The sequence below is a fragment of the Pseudomonas sp. B21-040 genome (assembly GCF_024748695.1).
Lineage (GTDB): Bacteria > Pseudomonadota > Gammaproteobacteria > Pseudomonadales > Pseudomonadaceae > Aquipseudomonas.
Window position 1 is genome coordinate 3,593,895 of record NZ_CP087176.1, and the last position, 26,885, is coordinate 3,620,779.

At 59.0% G+C, this 26,885-nt stretch carries 25 protein-coding genes; 11 read left to right on the plus strand and 14 right to left on the minus strand.

Annotated features, from left to right (window positions below; translation table 11 throughout):
* Positions 1 to 13 precede the first annotated feature (13 nt).
* From LOY55_RS16540 to gnd, 3 genes are read right to left on the minus strand one after another with little or no spacing between them, the layout of a single operon-like run.
* Positions 14 to 835 carry a Cof-type HAD-IIB family hydrolase gene (locus tag LOY55_RS16540; protein WP_046033091.1) on the minus strand — a complete coding sequence of 274 codons (822 nt, stop codon included), beginning with the start codon at positions 833 to 835 and terminating at the stop codon, positions 14 to 16.
* The gene (gene zwf, locus LOY55_RS16545) at positions 832 to 2,355 is read right to left on the minus strand and encodes a glucose-6-phosphate dehydrogenase (RefSeq protein WP_109786993.1); all 1,524 of its coding nucleotides are present in this window, start codon (positions 2,353 to 2,355) and stop codon (positions 832 to 834) included. The genes LOY55_RS16540 and zwf overlap by 4 nt, the downstream gene beginning before the upstream one ends.
* A complete protein-coding gene (gene gnd / locus LOY55_RS16550) occupies positions 2,352 to 3,332 on the minus strand; it encodes a phosphogluconate dehydrogenase (NAD(+)-dependent, decarboxylating) (protein WP_046033089.1) in 981 nt (326 codons plus the stop codon). Before gnd ends, zwf begins: the two co-directional genes overlap by 4 nt.
* A gap of 271 nt (positions 3,333 to 3,603) precedes the next feature.
* Between gnd and LOY55_RS16555 the strand changes: the two genes are divergently transcribed.
* The 3 genes from LOY55_RS16555 (at position 3,604) to LOY55_RS16565 (ending at position 6,101) form a co-directional block, all read left to right on the plus strand.
* A complete protein-coding gene (locus LOY55_RS16555; RefSeq protein ID WP_258665807.1) occupies positions 3,604 to 3,786 on the plus strand; it encodes a DUF6026 family protein in 183 nt (60 codons plus the stop codon).
* A gap of 187 nt (positions 3,787 to 3,973) precedes the next feature.
* Positions 3,974 to 5,710: a phosphoethanolamine transferase CptA gene (locus tag LOY55_RS16560; RefSeq protein ID WP_258665809.1), complete on the plus strand. Its 1,737-nt coding sequence runs from the start codon at positions 3,974 to 3,976 to the stop codon at positions 5,708 to 5,710.
* A gap of 181 nt (positions 5,711 to 5,891) precedes the next feature.
* On the plus strand, positions 5,892 to 6,101 hold the full coding sequence (locus LOY55_RS16565) for a hypothetical protein (RefSeq protein ID WP_046033086.1): 210 nt from the start codon (positions 5,892 to 5,894) through the stop codon (positions 6,099 to 6,101).
* A 70-nt stretch (positions 6,102 to 6,171) separates the two neighbouring features.
* Here the strand turns inward: LOY55_RS16565 and LOY55_RS16570 are convergent, their stop codons facing one another.
* From LOY55_RS16570 to LOY55_RS16590, 5 genes are all read right to left on the minus strand, one after another.
* The gene (locus tag LOY55_RS16570; RefSeq protein ID WP_046033187.1) at positions 6,172 to 6,663 is read right to left on the minus strand and encodes a GNAT family N-acetyltransferase; all 492 of its coding nucleotides are present in this window, start codon (positions 6,661 to 6,663) and stop codon (positions 6,172 to 6,174) included.
* A 102-nt stretch (positions 6,664 to 6,765) separates the two neighbouring features.
* The gene (locus tag LOY55_RS16575; protein ID WP_109786996.1) at positions 6,766 to 7,347 is read right to left on the minus strand and encodes a DinB family protein; all 582 of its coding nucleotides are present in this window, start codon (positions 7,345 to 7,347) and stop codon (positions 6,766 to 6,768) included.
* A gap of 18 nt (positions 7,348 to 7,365) precedes the next feature.
* Positions 7,366 to 8,484: a cell division protein ZapE gene (gene zapE / locus LOY55_RS16580; protein ID WP_223525526.1), complete on the minus strand. Its 1,119-nt coding sequence runs from the start codon at positions 8,482 to 8,484 to the stop codon at positions 7,366 to 7,368.
* 238 nt (positions 8,485 to 8,722) lie between these two features.
* On the minus strand, positions 8,723 to 9,064 hold the full coding sequence (locus tag LOY55_RS16585; RefSeq protein ID WP_109786998.1) for a nuclear transport factor 2 family protein: 342 nt from the start codon (positions 9,062 to 9,064) through the stop codon (positions 8,723 to 8,725).
* 52 nt (positions 9,065 to 9,116) lie between these two features.
* Positions 9,117 to 9,833 carry a YafY family protein gene (locus LOY55_RS16590; RefSeq protein WP_046033082.1) on the minus strand — a complete coding sequence of 239 codons (717 nt, stop codon included), beginning with the start codon at positions 9,831 to 9,833 and terminating at the stop codon, positions 9,117 to 9,119.
* Positions 9,834 to 10,036: 203 nt separating this feature from the next.
* Here LOY55_RS16590 and LOY55_RS16595 point away from each other — a divergent pair, with 203 nt between their 5' ends.
* A complete protein-coding gene (locus tag LOY55_RS16595) occupies positions 10,037 to 11,089 on the plus strand; it encodes an aldo/keto reductase (RefSeq protein WP_109787000.1) in 1,053 nt (350 codons plus the stop codon).
* 52 nt (positions 11,090 to 11,141) lie between these two features.
* On the opposite strand, the gene speB is transcribed toward LOY55_RS16595, so the two are convergent.
* Together speB and LOY55_RS16605 are read right to left on the minus strand one after the other, a co-directional pair.
* The gene (gene speB / locus LOY55_RS16600) at positions 11,142 to 12,101 is read right to left on the minus strand and encodes an agmatinase (RefSeq protein WP_258665811.1); all 960 of its coding nucleotides are present in this window, start codon (positions 12,099 to 12,101) and stop codon (positions 11,142 to 11,144) included.
* Positions 12,102 to 12,117: 16 nt separating this feature from the next.
* Positions 12,118 to 13,209 (minus strand): polyamine ABC transporter substrate-binding protein, encoded by a 1,092-nt coding sequence (locus LOY55_RS16605; protein WP_109786459.1) that lies wholly within the window; start codon positions 13,207 to 13,209, stop codon positions 12,118 to 12,120.
* Positions 13,210 to 13,310: 101 nt separating this feature from the next.
* Between LOY55_RS16605 and LOY55_RS16610 the strand changes: the two genes are divergently transcribed.
* Positions 13,311 to 14,204, plus strand: a complete 894-nt coding sequence (locus tag LOY55_RS16610; RefSeq protein ID WP_258665813.1) for a LysR family transcriptional regulator — start codon at positions 13,311 to 13,313, stop codon at positions 14,202 to 14,204.
* 149 nt (positions 14,205 to 14,353) lie between these two features.
* Positions 14,354 to 15,781: a nucleobase:cation symporter-2 family protein gene (locus LOY55_RS16615; protein WP_258665815.1), complete on the plus strand. Its 1,428-nt coding sequence runs from the start codon at positions 14,354 to 14,356 to the stop codon at positions 15,779 to 15,781.
* On the opposite strand, the gene LOY55_RS16620 is transcribed toward LOY55_RS16615, so the two are convergent.
* Positions 15,771 to 16,694, minus strand: a complete 924-nt coding sequence (locus LOY55_RS16620; RefSeq protein WP_258665817.1) for a carbon-nitrogen hydrolase family protein — start codon at positions 16,692 to 16,694, stop codon at positions 15,771 to 15,773. The two genes, LOY55_RS16615 and LOY55_RS16620, sit on opposite strands and share 11 nt — an antisense overlap.
* A gap of 84 nt (positions 16,695 to 16,778) precedes the next feature.
* On the opposite strand from LOY55_RS16620, the gene LOY55_RS16625 reads away from it, so the two are divergent.
* The gene (locus LOY55_RS16625; protein ID WP_258665819.1) at positions 16,779 to 17,687 is read left to right on the plus strand and encodes a LysR family transcriptional regulator; all 909 of its coding nucleotides are present in this window, start codon (positions 16,779 to 16,781) and stop codon (positions 17,685 to 17,687) included.
* A gap of 9 nt (positions 17,688 to 17,696) precedes the next feature.
* Here LOY55_RS16625 and LOY55_RS16630 read toward each other — a convergent pair whose 3' ends face one another.
* On the minus strand, positions 17,697 to 17,951 hold the full coding sequence (locus tag LOY55_RS16630) for a hypothetical protein (RefSeq protein WP_109786463.1): 255 nt from the start codon (positions 17,949 to 17,951) through the stop codon (positions 17,697 to 17,699).
* A 164-nt stretch (positions 17,952 to 18,115) separates the two neighbouring features.
* On the opposite strand from LOY55_RS16630, the gene LOY55_RS16635 reads away from it, so the two are divergent.
* Complete coding sequence (locus tag LOY55_RS16635; protein WP_046033073.1) at positions 18,116 to 18,433, plus strand: YqjD family protein; 318 nt, start codon at positions 18,116 to 18,118, stop codon at positions 18,431 to 18,433.
* A 220-nt stretch (positions 18,434 to 18,653) separates the two neighbouring features.
* Here the strand turns inward: LOY55_RS16635 and LOY55_RS16640 are convergent, their stop codons facing one another.
* Complete coding sequence (locus LOY55_RS16640; RefSeq protein ID WP_223525521.1) at positions 18,654 to 19,691, minus strand: Ldh family oxidoreductase; 1,038 nt, start codon at positions 19,689 to 19,691, stop codon at positions 18,654 to 18,656.
* A 231-nt stretch (positions 19,692 to 19,922) separates the two neighbouring features.
* Between LOY55_RS16640 and LOY55_RS16645 the strand changes: the two genes are divergently transcribed.
* From LOY55_RS16645 to LOY55_RS16655, 3 genes are all read left to right on the plus strand, one after another.
* Entirely contained in the window at positions 19,923 to 24,770 is a 4,848-nt protein-coding gene (locus tag LOY55_RS16645) for a dermonecrotic toxin domain-containing protein (RefSeq protein ID WP_258665821.1), read from the plus strand.
* A gap of 68 nt (positions 24,771 to 24,838) precedes the next feature.
* Positions 24,839 to 25,840 carry a FecR family protein gene (locus tag LOY55_RS16650; protein WP_109786466.1) on the plus strand — a complete coding sequence of 334 codons (1,002 nt, stop codon included), beginning with the start codon at positions 24,839 to 24,841 and terminating at the stop codon, positions 25,838 to 25,840.
* Positions 25,841 to 26,105: 265 nt separating this feature from the next.
* The gene (locus LOY55_RS16655; protein ID WP_223525520.1) at positions 26,106 to 26,507 is read left to right on the plus strand and encodes a fe2+ zn2+ uptake regulation protein; all 402 of its coding nucleotides are present in this window, start codon (positions 26,106 to 26,108) and stop codon (positions 26,505 to 26,507) included.
* Here LOY55_RS16655 and LOY55_RS16660 read toward each other — a convergent pair.
* Positions 26,497 to 26,685, minus strand: a complete 189-nt coding sequence (locus tag LOY55_RS16660) for a hypothetical protein (protein WP_109786467.1) — start codon at positions 26,683 to 26,685, stop codon at positions 26,497 to 26,499. The two genes, LOY55_RS16655 and LOY55_RS16660, sit on opposite strands and share 11 nt — an antisense overlap.
* Positions 26,686 to 26,885 lie beyond the last annotated feature (200 nt).

The window sequence follows — 26,885 nt, forward strand, 5'->3', positions numbered from 1 at the left end:
CTGTAGGAGTCAGTCAGCGAGCGAGGATATAGCGCTCGATCGCCTGGGCAGCACCGTCTTCGGTGTTAGGCCCGGTCACCACATCCGCCTGGCGCTTGACGGCCTCCTCCGCCTGCCCCATGGCAATCGACAACCCGGCACGATGAAACATCGCCGGGTCATTGCCACCATCGCCCAGCGCGGCAGTCTGTTCCAGCGGCACACCGAGATGCTCGGCCAGTGTCGCCAGCGCCGCGCCCTTGTTCGCCTGCATCGCGGTCACGTCCAGATACACCGGTTGTGAGCGCGAGACCTGGGCCTGGCCTGCGACATTGGCCAGCAATTGCGCTTCCAGTTCGATCAGCAACCCGGTGTTGTTGCTCGCTGCGACAATCTTGTCGATGCGCTCCAGGTAAGGTTCAAAACTCTCCACCACTATGGGCGGATACCCCAGGCCATGCTGTTCCCGGGGAACCATGGGGCCGTTTGCATCCTTCAGCAGCCAGTCGCCGCCACTGAACACCCAGACTTCGATGTCCGGCAGATCGGCGAACAGCGTCAATGTGGTGAGCGCAGCCGTCGCCGGCAAGTAATGGGCAACCAGCAAACTCCCGTCCGGATTGACGATCGTGCCGCCATTGAACGCCGCCGTCGGCAGATCGACACCCAACGCTTCAATCTGCTGCAACATCGCTTTGGGCGGGCGCCCGGTGGCCAGGCTGAACAGCACGCCCGCCTCGCGCAGCGAACGTACCGCCGCAATGGTGCGCTGGCTGAGCGTGTGATCAGGCAGCAGCAAGGTGCCGTCCATGTCACTGAGCAGAAAACGGATGGGCTGCTGCGTTTCCCCCTTCATCCGAGGCTGTGCCAAACGCGACCGTCACGGGCCAGCAGCTCGTCGGCGGCTGCCGGGCCGTCTTCACCGGCCGCGTAACTCTGGACCGTTGCGTCCTGCTGCCAGGCATCGAGGAACGGCTGCACGGCGCGCCAGCCATTCTCGATATTGTCGGCGCGCTGGAACAGCGTCTGATCGCCCGTCAGGCAGTCGTAGATCAGCGTTTCGTAGCCGGTGGACGGCTGCATTTCGAAGAAATCCTTATAGGCAAAACCCAGCTCGATATTGGCCATGTTCAAGGCCGGGCCCGGTCGTTTGGCCAACAGGTCGAACCACATGCCTTCGTTGGGCTGGATCTGGATCCGCAGATAGGTCGGTTGCAACTCATCGACCTCGGTGTCGCGAAATTGGGCATACGGCGCCGGTTTGAAACAGATGACAATCTCGGTGTCGCGCACGCTCATGCGTTTGCCCGTGCGCAGGTAGAACGGCACGCCGACCCAGCGCCAGTTGTCGATCATGACTTTGAGCGCGACGTAGGTTTCGGTATTGCTGTCGGGCGCCACGTTGTTTTCCTGGCGATACCCCGGCAACGGCTTGCCATCGACTTCGCCCGTGGCGTATTGACCGCGAATCGAATTGGCTCGGGCGTCTTCGGTAGACCAAGGGCGAATGGCCCCCACGACTTTGGCTTTTTCACCGCGTACCGCATCAGCGCCAAACGCCGCTGGCGGTTCCATTGCCACCATCGCCAGGAGCTGGAACAGGTGGTTGGGCACCATGTCCCGCAGGGCGCCGGTGTGTTCATAAAAACTGCCACGGGTTTCCACGCCGACGGTTTCGGCGGCAGTTATTTGCACGTGGTCGATGTAATGATTGTTCCAGAACGCTTCGAACAGGCTGTTGGAAAACCGGCTGATCAGAATGTTCTGTACGGTTTCCTTGCCCAGGTAGTGATCGATCCGGTAGATCTGGTTTTCCGTCATCACTTTGAGCAAGCAGGCATTCAAGGCTTCTGCGGTTTGCAGATCGGACCCGAACGGTTTTTCGATGACCACCCTTCTGAATGCGTCGGGTGTTTCCACCAGCAAGCCTGCGGCGCCGAGGCGACGCACCACTTCGCTGAAGAAACGTGGCGCGGTGGCCAGGTAGAACACCGCATTGCCAGTGCCGCTGGCGGCGATTTTCGCCGCCAGCGCTTGATAAGTGCTGTCGTCCAGGAAGTCGCCCTGGACGTAGCTGATGCCTTTGGCCAGCTTGGCCCACACCTGCGGGTCAAGGGCTTGATCGCCCTTGCCCGACTTGGCCGCCCTTTCGCTCCGAATGAAATCTTCGAGCTTGCGGGCGAAGGCTTCGTCAGTAATGGCGTTGTGATCCACGCCGATGATCCGCAAGCCATCACCCAGCAAACCATCGCGACTCAGGTTGTACAACGCCGGCATCAGCAGGCGCTTGACCAGGTCACCGTGGGCACCGAACAGGAATAACGTGGTGGGCGGTGCGGGTTCTGCCTTGGATTTCTTGCGGATCGCGTGGGTCATTTTTTCGCAGTCTCCACATGGCCGCCGAAGCCGAAGCGCTGGGCCGAGAGAATCTTGTCACCAAAGGTGCCTTGCCCACGCGAACGGTAGCGCGAGAACAGCGAGTTCGACAGTACCGGTACCGGCACCGATTGCTCCATGGCGGCTTCGATGGTCCAGCGACCTTCACCGCTGTCAGCCACGGAACCGGAAAAACCGTCGAGTTTCGGATCGCTGGCCAGCGCGTCGGCCGTCAGGTCGAGCAGCCAGGACGACACCACGCTGCCACGACGCCAGACTTCGGCGATGTCGCCGACGTTCAGATCAAAGCGCTGATCTTCCGGCAGGTTGGTGCTGGACTTGGTTTTGAGGATATCGAAACCTTCGGCAAAGGCCTGCATCATCCCGTACTCGATGCCGTTGTGGATCATCTTCACGAAGTGGCCTGCACCTGCGGGGCCGGCGTGGATGTAGCCACGTTCGGCGCGATCGTCATCGGACTTGCGGTCCTTGGTGCGCGGGATATCACCCATGCCAGGTGCCAGGGTATCGAACAGCGGATCAAGGCGCTTAACCACCTCGGCATCGCCGCCGATCATCATGCAGTAGCCGCGTTCCAGGCCCCAGACGCCGCCGGAAGTGCCAACGTCGATGTAGTGCAGGCCTTTTTCCGACAAGGTTTTCGCCCGGCGGATGTCGTCCTTATAGAAGGTGTTGCCGCCGTCGATGATGGTGTCGCCGGCTTCGAGCAAGGTGCTCAGGGTGTCGATGGTGTCTTCGGTCGGCGCGCCGGCCGGCAACATGACCCAGACCGCACGCGGTTTGGCCAGGCCAGCCACCAGGGCCGGCAAGTCTGCGGCGCCCTTGGCGCCCTCGGCAGTCAAGGTGTCGATGAAGGCGGTATTGCGGTCGTAAACGACAGTGGTATGCCCATTGAGCATCAGGCGCCGCGCAATATTGCCGCCCATGCGGCCCAGTCCAATGATCCCGAGTTGCATGTGCTGATGCTCCCTACTACAAATAAAGTGTGTCAAAGGTATAGCCCAACGTGACTCATGGGGTTAGTCCAGAGCGTTGGCACATAGTTTCCGGGCATTGTGCCCGATCCTGATGGATAACGTCGGTAATCGCGCCGAAGACACAACGACCATGAAAAATAAAAAAGTTCCCTTGAGGGGCAAAAGAAATCAAAATCAGCGCCGATAGTAGATCAGCACCTGATTGCAGGGGGCGGTTCTACAGTTGAGTCAACCATTTGCGAGGTGAGCAATGGGCACAGTACACGCAGCACGGCCAGCACAAACCCTTTACGTCACGATCCATCGTGATGAGTTGCGTCAGTTGAAAGAAGAGCGCGACCTCTTGAAGCAGGAACTTGCGCAACTGCGCCAGTTGACTCAAGGCACCCAATCACCCCCCCTGCCCGTCACCCAGCACGCCCCCCACGCCTGATCTGCTCAGGTGATTCGGAAACAGTCTCGAACTGTTTCCGACCTCGTTTTGCCCCTCGTTTTTCACAATTTTTTCACATTTACCTATTGATACTCCCGCCCCCTTATTGCCGCTCGGTTTTCGGGTGGTTTCTGTTCGTCGGCAATGGATGGTTCGACGTTGAAGTGATTTCTGGCTGGAGCGTTGAATGGCATTGTTTAAACGCAGCAACACGTCTGCGAAAGGTCTCGATTGGGCAGCACTTCTCTGGTTATTCCTGTTCTTCTGGTATTTTTCCGGTATCACTCAATTACTCATTCAACTGACCGGCACCTCGGGCTTTACCGGGTTTCGCCAAGCCTTTGTGATGAGCGCCATCTGGCTTGCACCGATGCTGTTGTTCCCTAAACAGACGCGTGTGATGGCGGCAGTGATCGGCGTCGTGCTGTGGGCCTGTTCGATGGCCAGCCTGGGTTATTTCTTTATCTACCAACAGGAATTTTCCCAGAGCGTCATCTTCATCATGTTCGAATCGAACATCTCTGAAGCCGGCGAGTACATGACCCAGTATTTCGCCTGGTGGATGGTCGCTGCATTCCTTGCCCATACGCTGTTCGCTTATTTCCTGTGGACCCGCTTGCGCCCGGTGGTCCTGCCGCGCTGGCAGGCACTGGTTGCCGCGACGGCGATCGTGATCGCCGTGGTTGGTTACCCGCTGGTCAAACAGACCGCGCGCACCGGCAGTTTCGCGGAAGGTTTCGATAAGTTCGAAACCCGCATCGAGCCCGCCGTGCCTTGGCAGATGGCCGTGGCCTATCACCGCTACCTGGAAACCCTGGCTGGCATGCAAGACATGCTGCACAGCGCAAGCAAGATCCCCCCGTTGAAAAACCTGACGGACACGATGGCCAACCAGCCCGCGACCCTGGTGCTGGTGATCGGCGAGTCCACCAACCGTCAGCGCATGAGCCTCTACGGTTACCCGCGCGAGACCACGCCGGAGCTGGACAAGCTTAAAGATCAACTGGCGGTCTTCGACAACGTCATCACCCCACGCCCTTACACCATCGAGGCGTTGCAGCAGGTGCTGACTTTCGCCGACGAAGAACACCCGGACCTTTACCTGTCTACGCCGTCGCTGGTCAGCATGATGAAACAGGCGGGCTACAAGACGTTCTGGATCACCAACCAGCAGACCATGACCAAGCGCAACACCATGCTGACAACCTTCTCCGAGCAGGCCGACGAGCAGGTGTACCTGAACAACAACCGCAATCAGAACGCCGCCCAGTACGACGGCGATGTCATCGAGCCGTTCAACAAGGCACTGGCCGATGCCGCACCGCGCAAGCTGATCGTTGTGCATTTGCTCGGTACGCACATGAGCTACCAGTACCGTTACCCGCCGACGTTCGACAAGTTCACCGACCGCAAAGGCGTGCCGGACGGCGTGCGCGACGATCAGGTGCCGACCTACAACAGCTATGACAATGCCGTGTTGTACAACGACTTCGTCGTATCGAGCCTGATCAAGGACTACGCCAAGTCCGACCCGAACGGCTTCCTGCTGTACCTCTCCGACCACGGTGAAGATGTGTTTGACTCCGTGGGGCACAGCACCCTCGGGCGCAACGAGAACAAGCCGACTGCGCCGATGTACACCATTCCGTTCATGGCCTGGGCTTCGCCGAAATGGCGTGAAAACCATGACTGGAGCTTTGCCGCCGACCTGAGCAGGCCTTACAGCAGCTCGCAACTGATTCACACCTGGGCCGACCTGGCCGGGTTGAGTGCTGATGAACTGGACCGCAGCAAAAGCCTGGTCAGTGACAGCTTCAAGCCGCGCCCACTGATGATCGGCAACCCTTACGAGCGTGAGGCCCGCCCGCTGATCGACTTCAGTTTGATGAAGCCTAAAGTGGCTCCAGCCGTCGTTAAACAGTAGCTCCATTCAGGGGCCGGTTCCGGCCCCTTTTTGTTGCGCATCGCGCAGTTCCTCCTCCCCCTTTTCAATCACGGGCGCCCGGCTCTGGCGTGCTCATTCCCATTTGACGGAATCGGCAGATAATGTCCCTGCGACATAGCTTCATGGACGAAAGGCCCTGAACCCGTAATGGGAGGCACCCATGAAATATACGACCCTGATCGTTGCTGGCCTGATGACGTTCGGCTCTGCCACTGCCTTTGCAGAATACGGCTCCGAACGCATGCAGTATTACTACGAGACTTTGCATCTCGCGCAGCAAAAGGCAAATGGCTTTGAGGTCAAAAACATTGAACTGCGCGTCCCCAGCGATCAAACCGCACAAATGACCGAATCCTACAGACCGAAGTAATCGAAGCCAGCCGGGCGTCCTGATGGACGCCCTTTTTTATGCCTGCTCGAAAGCGCTCAAGTGCCCCCGGTTAAAGGTTCTTGGTCCAGAACAGCATGCGGCCATGGGCCGGGTCGAACATGCCAGCGGCAAAACCGAACTTGCCGTAAGACGCTTGCGCGACGGCGTTACCTTCAAGGACTTCCAGGGTGATCTTGCAGCAGCCACGCTGGCGGGCAATGTCTTCAACTTTTTGCAGCATTTTCTGGCTCAGGCCCAGGCCACGAAACTGCGGCACCACCGACACGTCGTGAACGTTGACCAGCGGTCGGCAGGCAAAGGTCGAAAAGCCTTCGAAGCAGTTGACCAGCCCCGCCGGTGCACCGTCGACAAAGGCCAATACACTGAAGGCGTGGGGACGCTTGGCCAGCTCCCCCGGCAACTGCTGCAGAATATCTTCGGGCAACGAATGCCCTCCGCCCATCGGGTCTTGGGCATAGGCATTGAGCACCACGCCAATGGCTTCGGCATGCACCGGGTTGGTATAGCTGGCCTGAAGTACAAGAATGTCTGCGGATTCCATTTCCATTGTCGCTATCCCATCAAGTGGTTCCGGCGCGTCACTCGCGCCGCGAAGTCGATGGACAGTATCGCGAGTCGTCATCATCGACAACCTGAACCTGCCTCAAACACCCCATATCAGCGTCTCGGTCCATCCCAACTCGGCAAAGTCCGCCGCTCTCAGCCCCGACTCGCCGGCACAGAAAAACTCGTCCAGTTGAGGCGGTGCGACCGAGGTGCCGCTGAGCATGGCATGGACCTGGCCGCGATGATGAATCTGGTGCTCAAACAGATGAGACAACAAGCGCAGACGGCTGTCGTGTTGCGGTGTGTCCCGGGCAATGGTCACGACTCGCCCCAAATCTGCATCGCGCAGTTGCTCGCAGTAAGCGATCAGTCGATTGTCCACCAGTGATTGCTCACGCTTGAGATCTGCGCCGAGGGTGAACGGCTCATCCACTTTGAAAAACACGTAGCAATCGGGGTGCGGATCGTCACCGCGCAATTCGCGTTCCAGCGCATCCACGTAAAACCAGTCGCACGTCAGGATGTGATTAAGGGTGGCAAAAACACTGGGGAAGAAGCTGACGCGTGGCGCCGCCAGTTCCGCCGGACTCAATTGACGCCAGGCGTTGGCGAGTCGATGGTTGGCCCAGGCATTTTGATAGGCCATGGTCAGCAAGTGATGAGACAAGGGTTGATGCATGATCGCGGCTCCCAAGTATCAAGCGTCGGCAAAACGCTTTAGCTGCATTTCCTGTAACCGGCTCAAGGTGCGGCGGAACGGGAACTCCAGATACCCCTGCGTGTACAGGGCCTCCATCGGCACCTGCGCTTCGAGGTACAGCGGCACCTTGCGGTCGTAGCACTCGTCCACCAGCGCAATGAAACGCCGCACGCCATCGTCGTTGACTGACAGTTGCGGCAACTCACGGTCCCCCGCCACGACGCGCTCGACACCGTCTTCGGTACCTCGGGCGATACGTCCTTCACGTTTTTTGGCGCTGAGGTTCGGCACTTCACTCAACAGGATAGCGCTGTAGGTGTCACACAGCGCCATGAAGTCCATCGCCGAAAAAGGCTGCTCGCACAGGTCGGTATAACGACACCACAGCACGCTGGCACTGGCTTGAACGACATTGACGCAACGGTAGCCAACCGTGACCGGCTCGCTGGACACTGTCTGGCCGACGGTCAACGCCTTGAACACGTCGCCGAGCGCGTCGGGATGCGCGGCATCGGTCACCCAGTAACGCTGCAAGGCAGTGCCCGGATGCAGGCGATGATCTTCGCTGCCTTCCACGGCGATCACCTGCATGTGTTGCTTGATCGCCTCAATGGCGGGCACGAAGCGGTCACGATTGAAGCCATCGGCATAGAGCTGATCCGGCGGCTGATTGGACGTACACACCATCACCATGCCTTGCTCGAACATCACTTGGAACAAGCGCCCGAGAATGATCGCGTCGCCGATATCGTTGACGAACAGCTCGTCAAAACACAGCACCCGCACTTCCTGGCTCAACTCGCGCGCCAACGCCTTCAAGGGGTCGGCGGTGCCAGTCAGTTGAAACGACCGCTGGTGCACCCAGCCCATGAAATGGTGGAAGTGTTGACGCCGGGCCGGCACGCGCAGGTTTTGATAGAACTGATCCATCAACCAGGTCTTGCCGCGCCCGACCGGCCCCCAAAGGTAGACGCCAGTGATTGGCGTGTGACCTTCAAGCAACGCTTCGTGGCATTTTTGCAACGCCCACACCGCGTGTTCCTGGGCTTCGTCCTGGACGAAACCCAAGTGTTCAACGGCGTGTTGCCAGGCGCTTAACGGAGAGTCGACATTCATGCGCGGGAGTATACGTCCGATCTGTAACCACTGCCGAACGCCGCACACGGGCTGTAGCAGCTCGGCCTGTAGCAGCTGCCGAGCCTGCGAGGCTGCGTCCGGCGACGCAGTCGTCGTAAACCCTGCGAATGCGGTTTTCCTGTTACACCGCAGAGCCTGATTTCACGACGACTGCGTCGCCGAACGCAGCCTCGCAGGCTCGGCAGCTGCTACAGCACGGACGCAGACTCGGTAGCTGCTACAGAGAGATGTCCAGCCGGGCGATCTTGCCCTGGTCGTTAAGGCGGAACATGTAACGCAACTCAAGCGGGCTGCCGGGAAACGTGCCGGAGATCAGGTTGTGTACCAGCACTTTGCCCGTGCGCTGCTGCACATCCAGCACCTCGACCCGGGGTTGATAACGCTGCGCGGTGTCTTCCATCCATTGGGCAATCGCGCGGGTGCCGATCTGGTGCTGACCCTCATCGAACACATTGGCGTCCTCGGCAAAAAAACTGGCGACCCTGGAGGTGTCACGCGCATTGGCGGCGGCAATGTAAGCAGCGATGGCGGGCGCCAGTGAAGAGGCGGGATTGGACATGTTTGCGGCTCCTTGTCAGTTGATTCTGGAGCCATGCTAAAACAAGCCTGTGTCAGTTCTTGTCAGGAGTGAAACGCCCGGCCTCATCCAGTTGCATCTGCTTGCGCCAGATACGCAGCAAGTCACTACGCCGCCCCGGATATCGCTCGCCCTGCTCATTGGCGGCCGAAATCCGGTCGGTGCGAAAGGTCCGATAGGCACTGCGTAATTCGCACCAGGCAACAATGATCCGCACTTCATTGAGAAACCCCAACGCCAGCGGCCAGATCAGCCGTTGGCTAGGCACCTTGTTGGCGTCTGCGTAGTCGATGCTCAGCTTGGACTGGTCGCGGATGGCCTGGCGAAACACGCCCAACGGCACGGCATTTTCCGGATAGCCATAACCGGGCGGGCCCGGCAGCACCGTCGGGTTGCGCAACGCGTCCTGGGCTTCAGGGGCCAGTACGGCGGCAATCTTGGCCAAGGCGTCGGCTGCCGCTTTGCTCAACACCTCGTCACCGCGCTGATCGACGTAGCGCAAACCCAGCACGATGGCTTCGGTTTCGTCGGCATTGAGCATCAAGGGCGGCAGAAACAGACCGCTGCGCAGCACATAACCGACCCCTGCTTCGCCGAAAATCGGTGCGCCAAGCGCCGTCAGTTCGGCGATATCGCGGTACAGCGTGCGCTCGGAAATCTCCAGTTCGCTGGCGAGCGTTGCCGCCGTCACCGGCCGACTCTTGCCCCGCAGCACTTGCAACAACGTGAGTAGACGAGTGGTTCGCGACACGATGGGCAGGCTCTTTCTGAAAAAGTTGTCGGAGCTTAGCAGAGGCCCCTGTCAGAAAGTGGCAGCAGCGAGTGGGTCCGTTGGTCGCTTGTTTGGCCTCCATGGAAAAGCGTGTTGACGCCATAGATTATCGGCATCATATTTAATACATGTCGCAAAACATCTATATTAAATCCCGGCGTTTTTCCTTCAGGAGTAACCCCATGCATTACAAAGTTTTTGGTCGCAAAACCGGCTTGCGCGTTTCGGAATTGGCGTTGGGCGCCGGTAACTTCGGCACCGGTTGGGGGCATGGCGCGGAACGTGACGAAGCCAAGCGTATTTTCGACGGCTACCTGGAAGCCGGCGGCAATTTCATCGACACCGCCAACGGCTATCAGGCCGGACAATCTGAAGTGATGCTCAGCGAATTTATCGCAGCAGAGCGCGATCGCCTGGTCATCGCCAGCAAATACACCTTGGGGACGACACCGTCGGCGAGCATTTCCCACACTGGCAACAACCGCAAAAACATGGTCCGCGCCGTCGAAGAAAGCCTGAAGCGGCTCAAAACCGATCACCTGGACGTGTTCTGGGCGCACATGAGCGATGGCGTGACACCGATGGAAGAAATCCTGCGCGGCTTCGACGACCTGGTGCGCGCCGGCAAGATCCATTACGCCGGGCTGTCAAACTTTCCGGCATGGCGCATCGCCCGCGCCGACGTGTTGGCCGAGGTGCGCGGTTTTGCACCCATTACGGCGATTCAAGTGGAATACAGCCTGGCCGAACGTACCGCCGAGCGTGAACAACTTCCGATGGCCGAAGCCTTGGGGCTGGCCGCGACGTTATGGTCGCCGCTGGGTGGCGGGTTCCTCACCGGCAAGTACCGCTCCAACGATGGCGACAACCGCGGGAACAAACTCGGCATCCTGATCCACGCGGAAAAAGGCGCCCGCGAAACAGCCCTCCTTGACACGTTGCTCGCCGTTGCGGCCGAACTGGAGGCCAGCCCGACGCACGTAGCCATTGCCTGGTTGCGCGCAAAAGCCCAGCGTTCGACTACCGCGCTGATTCCGATTCTGGGGTCGCGCACCCGTGAGCAACTGGACGCGACGCTCGGTGCGCTGAATGTGCAACTGAGCGTGGATCAATTGGCGCGACTGGATGGCGTCAGCGATGTGGCCAAAGGTGTGCCGCACGAAACACTTGCCGGATCGTTTTCACGGTTTAGCGGTGACCAAACCCTCGACCTGCCGATCATCCCGGTGGCCTGACATACATCAAACCTGTAGGAGCGAGCAGGCTCGCTCCTAGAGGGGATTGTGTTTACCGGTCGACTTTATGTCTGGCCGCATACAAACACAGCATTTCCATCGCCAATGTCGCCGCCGCCAGTGAGGTAATGTCGGCGTGATCGTAGGCCGGTGCGACTTCCACCACGTCCATTCCTACCAGATTGATCCCGCGCAACCCGCCCAGAATTTCCAGCGCTTGCACCGTGCTCAAGCCACCGCACACCGGCGTCCCGGTGCCCGGTGCGAACGCCGGGTCGAGGCAATCGATATCGAACGTCAGGTACACCGGGTTATCCCCTACCCTCGCCCGGATCGCCTCGACGATCGCTTCGCAGCCCTGGCGATGCACCTGACGCGCATCCAGCACCTGAAAACCCTGGTGATCGTCGTTGGTGGTGCGCAAACCGATCTGCACCGAGCGCGATGGATCCACCAGCTCTTCCTTGGCGGCGTGCCAGAACATGGTGCCGTGGTCGACCCGCTTGCCGTCCTCGTCCGGCCAAGTGTCGCTGTGGGCGTCGAAATGGATCAGCGACAACGCACCATGCTTGCGCGCATGGGCCTTGAGCAGCGGATAGGTAATGAAGTGGTCCCCGCCAAAGGTCAGCATCGCGCTGCCGCTGTTCAATATGTGCTCCGCGTGGGTCTCGATGCTTTCCGGGATCGTGTGTGGTGAGCCGTAATCGAAGTCGCAATCGCCGTAGTCGATGACAGCCAAGTGATCGAACGGATCGAACGTCCAGGGCCAGTGACGTTCCCAGGCAATCCCGGTCGAGGCCGCCCGAATCCCGCGTGGCCCGAAGCGTGCGCCGGGACGGTTGCTGGTGGCGGTGTCGAACGGGACACCGCTGACCGCGACGTCGACACCGCGCAAGTCACGGCTGTAGCGACGGCGCATGAAACTGGTGATGCCGGCGTAGGTGCTTTCGGCGGCAGTCCCATAGAGGCTGTCGCGGGTCATGGCCTGGTCGTTTTGCATCGGGACGTCCATGGTGATCTCCTTTTTATTATTGATGGCTACGGAACGTGGTCCACAGACGCGTGCGCTGGCGCAGATCCTTGAGGCTCATGCTTTGGTCGGCGTACAAGCGTTCGCGCATCTCGGGCAACGGAAAGATGTCCGGGTCGGTGCGCACAGCTTCATCCACCAGCGGCGTTGCCGCCTGGTTGGCCGTGGCGAAAAACAGCGTGTTGGTCAGCGCCGCGACGGATTCGGGGCGCAACATGAACTCGATAAATGCCCGGGCAGCTTCAGGGTGCGGTGCGTCCTTGGGGATCGCCAGGTTGTCCTGCCAGACCAGCGTGCCCTCCTTCGGAATCCGGTAGACCACTTCGAACGGTTTGTTGGCCTTGTGCGCCTGATCGGCCGCCATGCTGGCATCACCGTTGTAGGTCAGCGCCAGGCAAACGCTGCCATTGGCCAGATCGCTGATCTGCCGGCCGGTGGCGACGTACAGCACATTCGGTTGCAATTGATGCAACAACGCCTCGGCGGCAGCCAGATCCGCCTTGTCGGTGCTGTAGGGATCTTTACCCAGATAATGCAGCGCCAGGCCGATCACCTCTTGCGGCGAATCGAGAATGGCGATGCCGCAGTCTTTCAGTTTGCTGGCGTATTGCGGATTGAACAGCAGGTCTAGGCTATTGAGCGGCACGTTCGGCAAACGCTGCTGGACCGCTTGCACGTTCATCCCCAAACCCAATGTGCCCCAGGTATAAGGCACGCCGTAGCGGTTACCGGGGTCGACGGCGGCGAGTTTCTCCAGCAAATCGGGGTCGAGGTTGGCGTAACCCTTCAGGCCTTCATGGAGGATTTCCTTCAGCGCCCCTGCCGCCAGCCCACGGGCCAACACGCTGGACGATGGCACCACCACGTCATAACCGCTGCCGCCGGTCAGCAGCTTGGTTTCCAGCACTTCGGAGGAGTCGAAGGTGTCGTAGCGCACGTGAATACCGGTTTCCTGCTCGAACCGCTGCAAGGTTTCGGGCGCCACGTAATCGGCCCAACTGTAGAGATTGAGGGTCTTTTCCTCGGCCTGTGCCGAGGCGGCCATGGCGAGGAACAGCGCGGGTAAACACAACTTGAAGACGGGAACCATGACGAGCACCTGACCAGGGGAAGTGGATGCAGCGTGCGCGCTCGGATACATTGGCGAAATACCAAGTTTGTTAACCTGACTTTATGGCGGAGTAATGTTTGATGCTCGGGCAACTTCACGACCTCGACCTGCAACTGCTGCGCCTGTTTGTCCGTGTGGTGGAGTGCGGCGGTTTCAGCGCGGCCCAAGGTGAGCTGGGTTTGAGCCAGTCGAGCATCAGCCAGCAAATGGCCAGGCTCGAAACCCGGCTCGGTTATCGCTTGTGCAGTCGTGGCAAGGGCGGGTTCAAGATCACGCCCAAGGGTGAGCAGCTGTTGACCGCGACGCGCGGGTTGTTTGAGTCCATCGAAGCGTTTCGTCATCAATCCAATGGCGTGGCGGGCCGATTGATCGGCGAAGTGCGCCTGGGCCTGTCCGAGGCCCTCGATCAATCGGTGCTGCAGCGGGTGGCCGATGCGATACGACGCTTTCGTGAGCGAGACGAATCGGTGCGCATCGAGTTGATCAGCGCCATGCCCGGCGAAATGGAACGCCTGCTGCTACAACAACGACTTGACCTGGCCATCGGCTATTTTTCACAGGTGCAGAGCGCCTTTGACTACCGCGAACTGTTCACCGAAACCCAGCATTTGTATTGCGCCGCCGGCCATCCGTTGTTCACCGATGACGCGCCGAGCGACGACGCCCTGCACGCCTGTGACCGAGTCGATCACCCCTACCGTTTTTTGCGCAGTGACGAGCCGTTTCAAGGCAAATTGTGCTCGGCGCGCTCCGAGCAAGTCGAAGGCACCCTCGCCTTCATTCTGTCGGGCAAACACGTGGGCTACTTGCCTGATCACTTTGCCCGCAGCTGGGAAGACAAAGGTTTGCTGCGCGCCGTGCGAGAAGGTGATTTGAGCTTTGAGGTGGCGTTCCACCTGGCCCGTCACCGCGCCGTGGTACCGGGCGATGCGCAGAAGGCCTTTGAAGAAGACCTGCTCGCTGCATTTGAATGAATTCCCAGCGATGATCGTTCCCATGCGGAGCATGGGAACGAGAAAACCCGACCTTTCAGGCAGTTATTGTGCGTTGCCCTCGCTGTCCGCTGCTGGCATCCTGCGCCTCCATTTTCCGACCCGGCCCGCCTTTTGGCACGCAAACCATCATGACCGCCTCTGAAAAAGCCCCCGCCTCGCGCAACAACGATCTCATCTACGGCCTCAACGACCGCCCGCACCTGACCGCGACGGTATTCGCCGCCCTGCAACATGTGTTGGCGAGTTTTGTCGGCATCATCACCCCGACCCTGATCATGGGCGGCGCGCTCGGCCTGCAAAGTGAAGTGCCCTACCTGATCAGCATGGCGCTGTTCGTTTCCGGCCTGGGCACCTTTGTTCAAGCCCGGCGCTTCGGCCCGATCGGCTCCGGCTTGCTGTGCCTGCAAGGCACCAGTTTCTCGTTCATCAGTGTGATTCTCAGTGCCGGGTTCATGGTCAAGGCACGGGGCGGCGGCACCGATGAAATCCTCTCGACGATCTTTGGCGTGTGCTTTTTTGCGGCGTTCATTGAAGTGGTGCTGAGCCAGTTCATCGGCAAACTGCGGATGCTCATCACCCCGGTGGTGACCGGCACCATCATCACCCTCATGGGCTTGTCGCTGGTCAAAGTGGCCATGACCGACATCGCCGGCGGCTTCGGTGCACCGGACCTCGGCGCGGCCAGCCACTTGGCGCTGGCGGCGCTGGTGCTCGGCACAATTGTGCTGTTGAACCGGGTCGATGTGCCGTTCCTGCGCCTCGGTGCGATCGTCATCGGCCTGACGTTGGGCTATGTCGTGGCCTGGCTGATGGGCGACGTCAGTTTCGCCAGCCTGCCCGATGTTCCGCTGATGAGCGTGCCGGTGCCGTTCAAGTACGGTTTTAACTTCGATTGGGTCGCGTTTGTGCCGGTTGCGGTGATTTTCCTGGTGTCGCCCCTGGAAGCCGCCGGTGACCTGACCGCCAACTCGATGATTTCCCGGCAACCGGTCAAAGGCCCGGTTTACATTCGCCGGATCAAATCCGGCCTGCTCGCCGATGGCCTCAACTCGGCCATGGCGGCGGTATTCAACAGCATGCCGATGGTCACGTTTGCGCAGAACAACGGCGTGATCCAGCTCACCGGCGTCGCCAGTCGTTACGTGGCGTTTTTCATCGCCGGTTTGCTGGTGCTGCTGGGGTTGTTCCCTATGATCGGCGCGGTGCTGCAACTGATGCCAAAACCCGTGCTTGGCGGCGCCGAGCTGGTGATGTTCGGCACCGTGGCAGTGGCCGGGATCAAGATTCTCGCCGAAGCCGGCCTGCATCGACGCAACATGCTGATCGTGGCGATATCCCTCGGCATGGGCCTGGGTGTGGCGGCGGTGCCAGAGGTGTTGCGCGAGTTACCGATGGCGTTGCACAACATTTTTGAATCGCCGATTACCGTCGGGGCGTTGTGCGCCATCGTGTTGAATATCTTCCTGCCCGAGGAGTTCATCGAGCTGGAAGAAGACGATTTCGACCCGGAAGCCTCGATCCTTCAGGTCATGGAAAACCCCGATATTACGAGGTGAAGCGTACGCCGGGCTTAGGTCGTTCATCGACGGTGAGCTCAAACACATCCGGGCGCGCATAGTGCCCGACCACGTCGTAGTCATATCGCGCGCGGATCAAATCGTCGGTGTCGATATGCGCCGTGAGCAAACCGGCGCCGTCACGCAGCGGCCCGGCCAGGATATCGCCCATCGGGCCGACAATGACGCTGCCACCGGCAATCAGTGGCCGATCCGCCGGCCAGTTGGCGATGTCCACGCCCAAGGCTTGCGGTGAATCCTGGACCTGGCAAGCGCTGACCACGAAGCAGCGGCCTTCATGGGCGATGTGACGCATGCTGACCTGCCACATCTCGCGCTCGTCTACCGTCGGCGCACACCACACCTCGATGCCTTTGGCGTACATCGCAGTGCGCAGCAGCGGCATCATGTTTTCCCAGCACACCACAGCGCCGATGCGCCCGACCTGACTGTCGATCACCGGCAACGTCGAGCCATCGCCCTTGCCCCAGATCAGCCGTTCGGTGCCGGTGGGCATCAACTTGCGGTGTTTGGCCACGAGCCCGGCCTGCGGGTCGAAATACAGCGCCGTGCAATGCAGCGTACTGCCTGAGCGTTCAATGACGCCGACCACCAGATTGGCCCCGGTACGCGCCGACAAACCGGCCAGGGCTTCAGTCTCGGCGCCAGGTACATCGATGGCGTTGGCAAAATAGCGGGCAAACGCCTCACGACCTTCCGGCAGCCGATAACCCAGTTGCGTACCAAACCCTTCGCCCTTGGGGTATCCACCCAGCAATGCTTCGGGCATCACCACCAATTGGGCGCCGGATTCGGCAATGGCGTTTTCCCAGGCAAGAATCTGCTCCAGGGTGTCGGCCTTGCCACCGGGCAAGGAGCCGATTTGCAGCGCGGCAACAATTGACTTGGGCATCGCAGTGACTCCATTGGCATCAGGTGTTGCTCATTCTCCGGCGCCACGGGATCATGAATAAAGCCCGATTCGCTGCTGAATGATATGAACCCTATGAATATCGCCACCGTCGATCTCAACTTGCTCAAAGTCTTCGAAGCGTTGCATGAGGAGTCCAGCGCCAGCCGCGCGGCCTTACGCCTGGGCGTGACGCAATCAGCGGTCAGTGCCGCGTTGCGTCGACTACGCGAGGTGTATGGCGATCAATTGTTTGTGCGCACCGGACGTGGACTGGCACCGACGCTCAAGGCCAACCAACTGAAACCGGTGGTCAGCGACGCCTTGAACAAATGCCGTCAGAGCCTGGCCATGGTCGATCCGGCGGCCAATCATTACGAAGGTCGCTCCGTAACGGTGGGGATGTCGGATGATTTTGAAATCGCCTATGGCCGGCGATTGATCGAAGAAGTTGCGCGTACAGCACCGAAGCTGCGGCTGATCTTCCGGCAAACCCACAGCCAGATCGTCGCCCACGCGTTGATGGATCGCAGCATCGATCTGGCGATCACCGCCGGTGGATTCGCCGAACGGTTGCTCAGTCGTCAGGTATTGGGTGAAGGCGGATACAGGTGCCTGGTGGATCGCGCCAGCCTGACCGAAGGGCAATCCATCATCAGTCTTGAGGAGTTTGTTGCCCGCGATCACATCCTGGTGTCGTCCGGTGGTTTTATCGGTATCACCGATGAAGGGCTGGCGGCACTGGGGCTCAGTCGGCGGGTGTGTGCGTCGACCACGCACTTTGCCGCGTTGCCCCATCTGCTCAAGGGCAGTCAGGCGGTGGCGACCATTCCGGCGCACGCCGCGCAAAGCATCGCGGCGCTCAGTGGCCTGGCGTTGCTGCCCTGCCCTTTGGCGTTGCCGCGTTACCCGATCGAACTGGGCTGGCGTACCAGCACTCAGCTCGATGCGGTGGTGTTGAAAGTGCGTGAGGCGATTGTCGCGTGTTTTGCCTGAAAAACGGCCTTACTTGTTGGCGGCCATGAGGCGGTTGACTTCACTGCGCACCATGTTGGCGTATTCCGGTGGTGACATTGCGTCGAGTTCGGCCCGGACCCACTCAGCCCACTTGCCTTTACGCTTGGCGCGCTCACCGAACAACCGCGCGGCCTCACCCTTGGATTTGCCCAGGTTGCTTTGCCAGAGGTCGAACAGACGGGATTTTTCATCTTCCAGCGCCGCGCGCTCGGCGAGGGGTTTGTCGGCCAGATTGAAGCTCATGGGAATTTCCTGCTGCGTAAAATAGGCGACATCTTACACTGTAGGACGAAATGTCCGACTCGGGATTTTCCATCCTGTAGGCTCATCGGAAACATTCACTGCAACTTTTTCGTTGCCGCCAGACTCCATTGTTCACTGTCTACTTACCTGCAAGGAGTACCTCAATGGCTCGCAAAACCGCCGCACAATTGGCCGAAGAGCAAATCAAGGACCTGGCATTCAGCGAGCTGGCAACGCTGATCGAAGAGTCGGAAAAGCTGCTTAACAGCAGCGCCGCGCTGGTCGGCGATGACGCAGAGACCCTGCGCGAGCAAATCGCCTTGAAACTTCAGCAGGCACGGGACTCCGTCAGCCGTGCGCGCGACCGGGCCCAACCCGCCGTCGACGCCACCGAAACCTACATTGGTGGTCACCCATGGCAAACCGTCGCCATTTCTGCCGGGTTCGGGCTGGTGGTCGGATTGTTGTTGGGTCGACGTTAAACGGTGCTGGGTTAAACAGCAAAAAGGCGAGCATTGCGCTCGCCTTTTTCATGCCTGCCTTACACAGGTTTGTAGCAGCTGGCGCAGCCTGCGTCCGGCTGCGCAGCAGTCGTAAATCCTATACACGCGGATGTCCTGAAACACCGTATCGTTTGATTTTACGACTGCTGCGCAGCCGGACGCAGGCTTCGCCAGCTGCTACAGGATTGTCGTTTCCTTGTTACTGCGCGAGTGCTCGCAGGTTCGCCAGCGTCTCGGCGTCCAGCGAAATGCCTTGAGCAACGGACTTGGCCCGTTGCTGGTGGCGTCGATCACCCGGAAGGCGCTTGAGGCCCACGCCGTGCATCTGCCGCACCAGTTCCTGACTGCGTTCGGCAAAATTTTGCCCGGCCGACTTGCTTGGATCGATCACGATCAGCAATTGGCCAGTCCAGGGAGTCTTGGCGCCCGGGTGATTAGACCAATCGAACTCAAAGGAAAAATTGCCGCCAGTCAGCGCTGCCGCCAACAGTTCCACCATCATCGACAGTGCCGACCCTTTGTGCCCGCCAAAGGGCAGCAATGCGCCGCCTTCGAGAATCGCTTTCGGGTCCTGTGTTGGCTGGCCCAGACTGTCCACGCCCATGCCCGCCGGCAAGCGCTCCCCCTTGCGTGCTGCAATCTGCACATCGCCATGGGCAATGGCACTGGTGGCAAGGTCAAAGACAATCGGCTCGCCATCGGCCCGGGGTGCGGCGAACGCAATCGGGTTGGTGCCGAACAGCGGACGATCGGCGCCGTGCGGCACCACGCAGGTCATGCTGTTGACCACGCTCAGCGCCACCAGCCCTTCATAGGCAAAGGGCTCGACGTCCGGCCACAAGGCGGCGAAATGGTGCGAGTTGCGAATCGCCAGCACCGCAATGCCGGCGCTGCGGGCCTTTTCCACCAACAGTGCGCGTGCCGCCGCCAGCGCCGGTTGGGCAAAACCATTGCCGGCATCGACGCTGACGAACCCCGAGGCAACGTCTTCTACCACCGGCACGGCCTGGCCATTGACCCAACCGCTTTTCAGGGTCGAGACATAACCGGGAATACGAAACACACCGTGGCTGTGAGCACCATCACGCTCTGCGCCGGCGCAGTTGCGGGCCAGGGTACTGGCGACCTCGGCAGAGGTGCCGTGGCGTACAAAAATCTGTTCGAGCAATTGAACGAGCGCGTCGAAATCGAGCGTTTGGGTGTTCGAACTGACGGCCATTTCGGGCGATGCGGTCATCTGAAGCTCCAGTTTTATTATTGAGTACGGGCAACAGGGTGAAACAAGGTTGCAAGGCAACCCAAAAGAGTCGCCGATTAAGCGCTGCTGTACCGGCGTCCTGTCAAGCCTCGGCCACCTGATTGGTTCAAGCAATATGTACCGCACGCAACCTGTCGACTGACCGTATCGTTTTTCCTCCAGCCAATAGTCAGCGATTGCCAACCGATCGCGGCAAATCGAGGAAGAACAATGATTGATCCCTCCGCCCCCTATTTTTTCGACGAGGCAGAACGCGCCTCCACCGCCCGCCAGCCCGGTGACCGCGAAAAAGCACTGAACTTCACCCTTGACGACCTGAAGTGGTTGAAGAACGTGTATTTGGCGACCGAGGTCGCCCGTATCGCGCAAAAAGACCCTATGCACGTTTACCTGCTGCTACTGAACAGGCCGGGCACGCCGGATATTCCATTGGCTGGCACTTTTGCCATGAGTCGCCCGGATGATGGCGAAGTCACGCTTTACACGCCGTGGAAAGGGTTGGTCAAGTTCGCGGACATGGACGACCTCAAAAGCAAGCTCAAGGAATGGCTGGCGTCGAACCCTGGCAAACGTGAGTTGTTACGCTTTCTCACTATCGATCAACGCCGCGCGCTATCTGCCACCGCGGCAGCTGATATTTCCACGACAGAAATCCCGGGCGCGGTGTTTCAAGACCAACAGGTCCGGCTTGAACGCAACCAGGAACAGAACATCCAGACCATGATGGACCAGTTGCTCAACCTGCCAACGCTGCAATCAATGCTCGATGACACATTGAAAAACGTGTTGCACAAACCGTTTCCGGCCCTGGACCAGCGTCTGACGCGACTGAAGAGTTTTGTCAGTACCCCTTCGGCCTTCGACGAACGTGAACCCCGGCACACGATAACGTCGCTATCGCTCAATGACGCCCTCCTTCACTTTTACCTGACCAACCAGTGGCCTGCGGGCGACTCCAGGCTCTTTGCCCATCCCGGACACGGCCTGAGCAGCGATGCCGATAACCTGGCGTGGGAAAGCGCGGTAAAAGAAATCGCCCACAGTTTCACGCCTCACTTGCACAGCCAGCTCGATGTGTTCTGGAACACCGCCATGAGCAATGGTCTGTCGCGGCGGGCGTTTTTCAGCGAAGGCTTGCGCGATACGTTCCACCATAAGCTTCTACTCCAGCGCCAGGAGGGCACGTTGACGACGCAGGAGTACCTGCAACTGATGAACCTCAGCCTCGCGCCCACGGATGCTCTGAGCATTGAAAAAGTGCGGGTGACCGCCCCCTTCAAGCATTACGTGGAACTGGCCTCGGCCTTGATGATTGGAGGCGCCGACACATTGGCTTTTCTGTACACCCCGTCTCGTGGCATTGAAGCCGCTGACACACTGTCGGCAGTCAAAAAAATCGTGCTGAACATGCTCAAAAGCGAGGGATATGAAGACACCTTGCTCAACTTCATGTCGCTGGAGGAACGCACCACGTTTCTGGGCCTGCCGCCAGATGAACGCTTGATTGAAGGCGCCCCCGTCGTGCAGCCGGCATTTGAAGACATCATGACCACCATCATCGACAAGCAACGCGACAACCTCAGTCATGCCTTGAGCCGTTACCGCGAAAGCGAAGGCACGCTGTCGCCCTATGCCTTGCTCGATAGTGCACTGGATGTCCGTGGTCTGATCGACGACCGCCTGCTGGCCTTCGACGCTGCCGGCCGCTGGAGTACACGGGTCGATCAGCGCTGGAGTGCGCAACCGGTGACCGTACGAGCCGAGTCGGCCAAGGAAGGGCTGGTGCGGCTTGATTCGGTTGCGCAGGCGCTTGATCAACTCCTGGACAAGCATCCGGCCATTCCCCCAGGCCTGCGCACCCTCACCCAGGTACAGAGCCTTGTCAGTTCGTCCGTGGAGAACTTGCAATCAAGTTTTACCCAGACCCTGTCAACGGCGTTGCGCACTGAGTTGAACCTGCGCACGGTCGCAAGGACCTTGGGATCGGCGGAACAGGCCATCATCAAAACCGTGCTCGACAGCCCGGTGCATTTGCAGCGAGCCGCATTGAACGGTTTTTTGCCGCAGGTGTTTTCCCTGGCGTTGCAGGCAAGCGGCGTGGCCGCCCCTCTGAAACTGGCCAGTTGTTTTGTGCTGACCGAACGCGGTGGCCTGGACCCGAAGCATTCGGGCAAGGCCATCTTGTGGACGCCGGCATTGGGATTCGAAGCCTTCGAGGCACTGCCTCCATTACATGCCGAGCTCGATCATCGCCTAAATGACGACACGTTGCGCTTGACCCTTTTGGAGAACCTCAGCCGTAGCGAACGATTACCGGGCAGACGTTACACACGGGCGCCACTTCAGCAGATACACGGGCATTTTCTCGATCACCTTCAAAAGCCCCATGTCCATCTCGACCAGACGTGTATCACTCGCGCATTGGCCACGCCACTTCCCTCCGCGCCACTGACCGACCTGCTGAACCTGGTGGCGTTACGACAGCCGCTGACGGGATTGCGCCGTGCGACGGAGATTGCCCTGTCACTGACGACTCAACAAAAACTGCCGGCATGGCTGGCCAAGGCGTCCCTTAAAGATCTGGTGCTGCACGGGGAACTGCTGCAGCAATACCTCGATTGCGTCAAGGACGACCAGGATTACCTCACGGGCCTACAGTCACTGCAGCGCACGGCTCACGCGGAACTGGAAAAACAACTCAAGACAGACGATTTCAATATCGACCCGGACAAGGTCCTGATCCGGATCAGCGCACGCCCCACTTCGTCGCCCCGTACTCAAACCCTCACCGACTTTGCATTGACGCCTTTCAAGGAACTGGACCAGGCCCGATTCAATCTGGAATCGCTTGAGAACACCGTGATTCCCAAGGAGATGGACGAGCGCTACATCAACGAACTGATACGAAACCTGAAATCGGGTGAGCAACAGCAGAAAATACTGAACGAAGCCCTTGCAGACACCCCGGCCAATGCCGATCGCAGAAAACGCTTTTACCGACAACTGCCCTGGCAACTGATGCATTACGCCCACACGGAAAAACTGCAGGAACGCCTGAGTGAATCGGGATTTGATCTGGTCCGGCAAATCATGGACATGCCCGACGCCATCGCCCGCGCGGCAGTCGACGGTGCCCATGCAATCATTCGTCCGCTTGAATTCCTGGGGATCAAGCCGGCACAGACGATCAAGGTTGCGGGTGTCTACTTGATCGGTTCGGCAACAGATAGCGCAATGCCCCAAGTCCTTGTCGCGCCACACAGCCCACTTCACGGGATCAAGGAATATGAAAACGAAGGGCAACTGCTGGCGGAGTTGAAAGCGCGGGGACCGCTGCTCGACTGGCTACTCACACACCTGCCGCAACCCGACCGGACACTGCTGGAATACCGGATGGCAATCACTCACAACCGTGGCACTCGAGCAGCAACGTCTTCCGAACCCCGCACCAGCGAGGTAACACTGGCGTCCAATCCGATCAATGGGCACCTGTTCAGCCAGTTGTTCAATGACAATGCGGCGCTGTTGGGTCGATTGCTCGGTTGTCAGGCCGACGACAAAAAACACGGTGAATGGGCGACCATCAAGCACGTGCTGAGCGAAGACCTGCACGAGACCGTCTCGTTTTTCATGGGAAAACTCACTTACCCCATCACTGTGTGGCGCAGTTACCGCGACATCAAGCAATCCGCTGAAGACCTTCAGACGCATAAGTGGGGCGCGGCGATAAGAGCGTTCATCAGCGGCATTGCTCAACTGGCATCGTTACGGCAATCGCAGGCGTTTCAAAGCAAGATACCTTCGACGCCGGACTCCACTGTGCCGCAGGCGCCCGCCCCCGAATTCAAATGGCATGACGTCGACATCACCGGCCCTGAACGCACGCACTTGAAGCGCCATGAAAGCATCGAAGTCGACCTGGGTTCACTGACCCTGGACGCATCGCGTGGACTGTATACCCATCCAAAAACCGCAAAACATTACGCCCCCGTTGAAGGAAAGGTGTTTGCGGTCGCCAGGCATGGCACTCGCTGGCGCATTGCAGGTAACCAAATCCGTGGCCCTCTATTACTCCAAAACACAGCGAAACAATGGGGCCTTGACCGAAAAACGTCACAGCCCCACTTCAGCCTTCTCGACCGATTGGATACGGCCATGGCGGTGTGGGGCGGCATGAACATCGACGCCAGTGGAATGGTGCAAATCCGACAAAGGTTTCCGTACAAGGCGCGTCAGATCGAAGAGGCACTGGACCAGGCCACTACCTATGCCTGGACCTGCTTTCGCAATCTGCACTTGCTGAAGAATTCCGAAGAGACCCAGACCCCGGTTCATCAGATCGTCACCGACTTTATCGGCATAGAGCATGTATTGCCCGCGCACGTGGAACAGTTGGAAAAAACCGTGACCGAGGTGTTTGCAGCCTTGCTCGACCCCACGCTCAGGAAGCCCGACTCCGATCGTTTTGTGGTCGGCCGGATGGTCGCCGGCGCGGCGGATGCGTTTGCCTTCATCGCGCCGAAGGATGCGAAGCGAAAGCTACACCTGGTTGAAAAGTTCTTCAGTCCCGGCTTCGAACACTACCGCCAGCACCTGCGCGACAGGCAATTCCCTATCGGTGCCCATAGCCGTGCGATGACGATTATTCATGAGCTGTCACACATCGTCTGCAAGGCTGAAGACATTGCCTACCTCGATGTCAGCCGCCCATTCGCGGATCTGATAGGGACGTCCACCACGATTGCCAAGATGCTCAAAACCGCGTTGTCCGAGGCTCAAAGCACCGGGCTTTCAATCAAGACACCCTATACCCAGCTATTCATGACCCCAGACCCTGATACCGGCGAGTGGGAGGAACTGGGTGATACGTCTCATGAAGATACTCAGCGGGTCAAAGATCATGTTTTAAAGTTGACCGGCGCAGAAAACCTCAGCGGCGCCCGTCATACCTTCAAGAAAGATCCCCTGGTCCGGCTTAAGGTACAGCTGAGCAACGCCGACAGCATCGCCTGGTTGATCGGTCATTTGGGACGACAACTTCACGTCAATGCCCCCTGACCTGAAAAACTCAAATGATAGTTAATTGCCATGACGGCAGTTAGAATGCCGGAAATCAGGACGAGTCAATGACCGACAATTCTCCATTGCCAGCCAAATATGACGCGATCACCGATGCCGCAGCGCACTGGTGCTTGCGTCTGCACGCTATCGACTGCACGGCCCAGGAGCGGGTCGCCTTCGAACAATGGCGTGACGCTCATCCGCTGCATGCGATTGAGTACGAGGCCATGCTGGAGATCTGGGAGGTCGCAGGGGAGTTACCGCGCGCCAAAGCGGACGACCCCGCTGCTCGCTCCAGACCCGCCATGCCGTGGCGCCGTGTCGGCATCGCCGTCGCGTTTTGCGCAGTGGTGCTGCCGCTCGTGGCTTTCAGCGGCTGGAACTTGGGGTGGTTCCCTGATTCGTACCAGCACTTTGAAGCCAGCGACACGGTCCGTCAGGTCACCCTGAGCGACGGCACCCAGGTTGAACTGAACCTTGGCAGTGAGTTGACGTTCAGCCACTACAAGGATCAACGTCGGGTGACGTTGAAAAAAGGCGAAGCCTTCTTCAGCGTCCACCCTGACACGGTGCACCCGTTTGTCGTCAAGGCCGCCAGCGGCAGGATTCGGGTGACCGGCACCCGATTCAATGTCTGGATGTACGAAGATCAGGTCCGTGTGAACCTGATCGAAGGTTCGTTGCTGGTCACCAGTAACGATGACCTTCCCGGCAATGGTTTATCTCTGGGGCCCGCCATGCAAGCGCGCTACAGCGAGGGCGACTACACACCGCAAATCAGTCAAACCTCTTCCGGCGATAATGCCCTGGCCTGGCGCAGTGGCAAACTCATCGTCGATGATCTGGCGCTCATCGATGTCTTGCCGCTGATCAATCGTTACCTGAGCAAACCCGTCACGGTGGCCGATCACCGCACCGGCCAGATCCGCCTTGGCGGTATCTACAACATCAAGGACCTGAACAACCTGGTGGCATCTCTGCCCAAGGTGCTACCGGTTTACCTGACCCGAAACCAGGACGGTAACCCGGTCATCAATTCCATTCCGCAACAAGCCCCCAAAAGCTGAAGGCCGCAATCCTGTGGCGGGTGTGGTCGCGCCGGGTTGACCCTCCAGGCGCACTTTTTGGAGTGCGGCACAGAATCCTCGTGCGAAAACAAAAGACAAAAAAGTGACCCGGCAACGGCATTCCAGATGACCGTCATCACATGCCACTCACATACTGCCGACAAATTTTCTACATTCCGGCCCTCATTATTTGTCGTGCTCGTTCAACTCAATGAATGAAAGCACCCATCACATTTCCTGGCCGGTTCGGAAAAGGAGTTTTTGCATGTACAACTCGCATCTGCCAACGGACGGTAGCAACGCGCCCACAAGCCCAGCCATGGGCACCGCAATTTTCGAGCAACGCGGTGAGCACCATGTCAATGAACGGATCAGATTGCTGCTTAAAAGCTTTGGCCTGCGAACCAGCCTGATTCGCCTGAAAGTGATCGACGCCTTGCTGGTCGCCGCCGAAAACGAACGCAGCCTTGGCGTGCGCGGTGTACACAGCCAGTTGATGGACCTGGATGTTCCCCTGTCCTTCCTCAGTGTGCGAGAAGTGTTGAAACGATTGTGCAGCGAAGGCGTGATCATGCTCAATCCGGACAAAAGCTACAGCCTGCATCCGCACGCCATAGCCATGCTCCATCGCGAGCCCTCAGCTCAAGATGCATCGCTCAAGGCTTGACCTTGCGACGCATCACGCCATTGATCACCACCACGATCACCGCCACGCCGATGGCGATGTACTGAAACACCTTCTCAGTGATGACACCTTCATTTTGCAAATACGAAAGGCCGAACATGATCCCCAGCACGACCAGAGAGATCAAAATCGAGTATTTCAAACGTTGCGATTGAGTCATTGCCAGTTCCTGAACCTGTAAAAGTATCCACTTTGTATCCGAATGCATGCCAACCCCCTACCTGTCTGCGGGGATGATGCGCTGCAAACGGAGTCTCATGTTACAGCCGATGACGAGTTTTGGCTCCATAGCGGCGTAACCATGAGGATTTTGAAATGTTTCGTCGAATCACACAGCTGATTCCCCTGCTTGCACTCCTG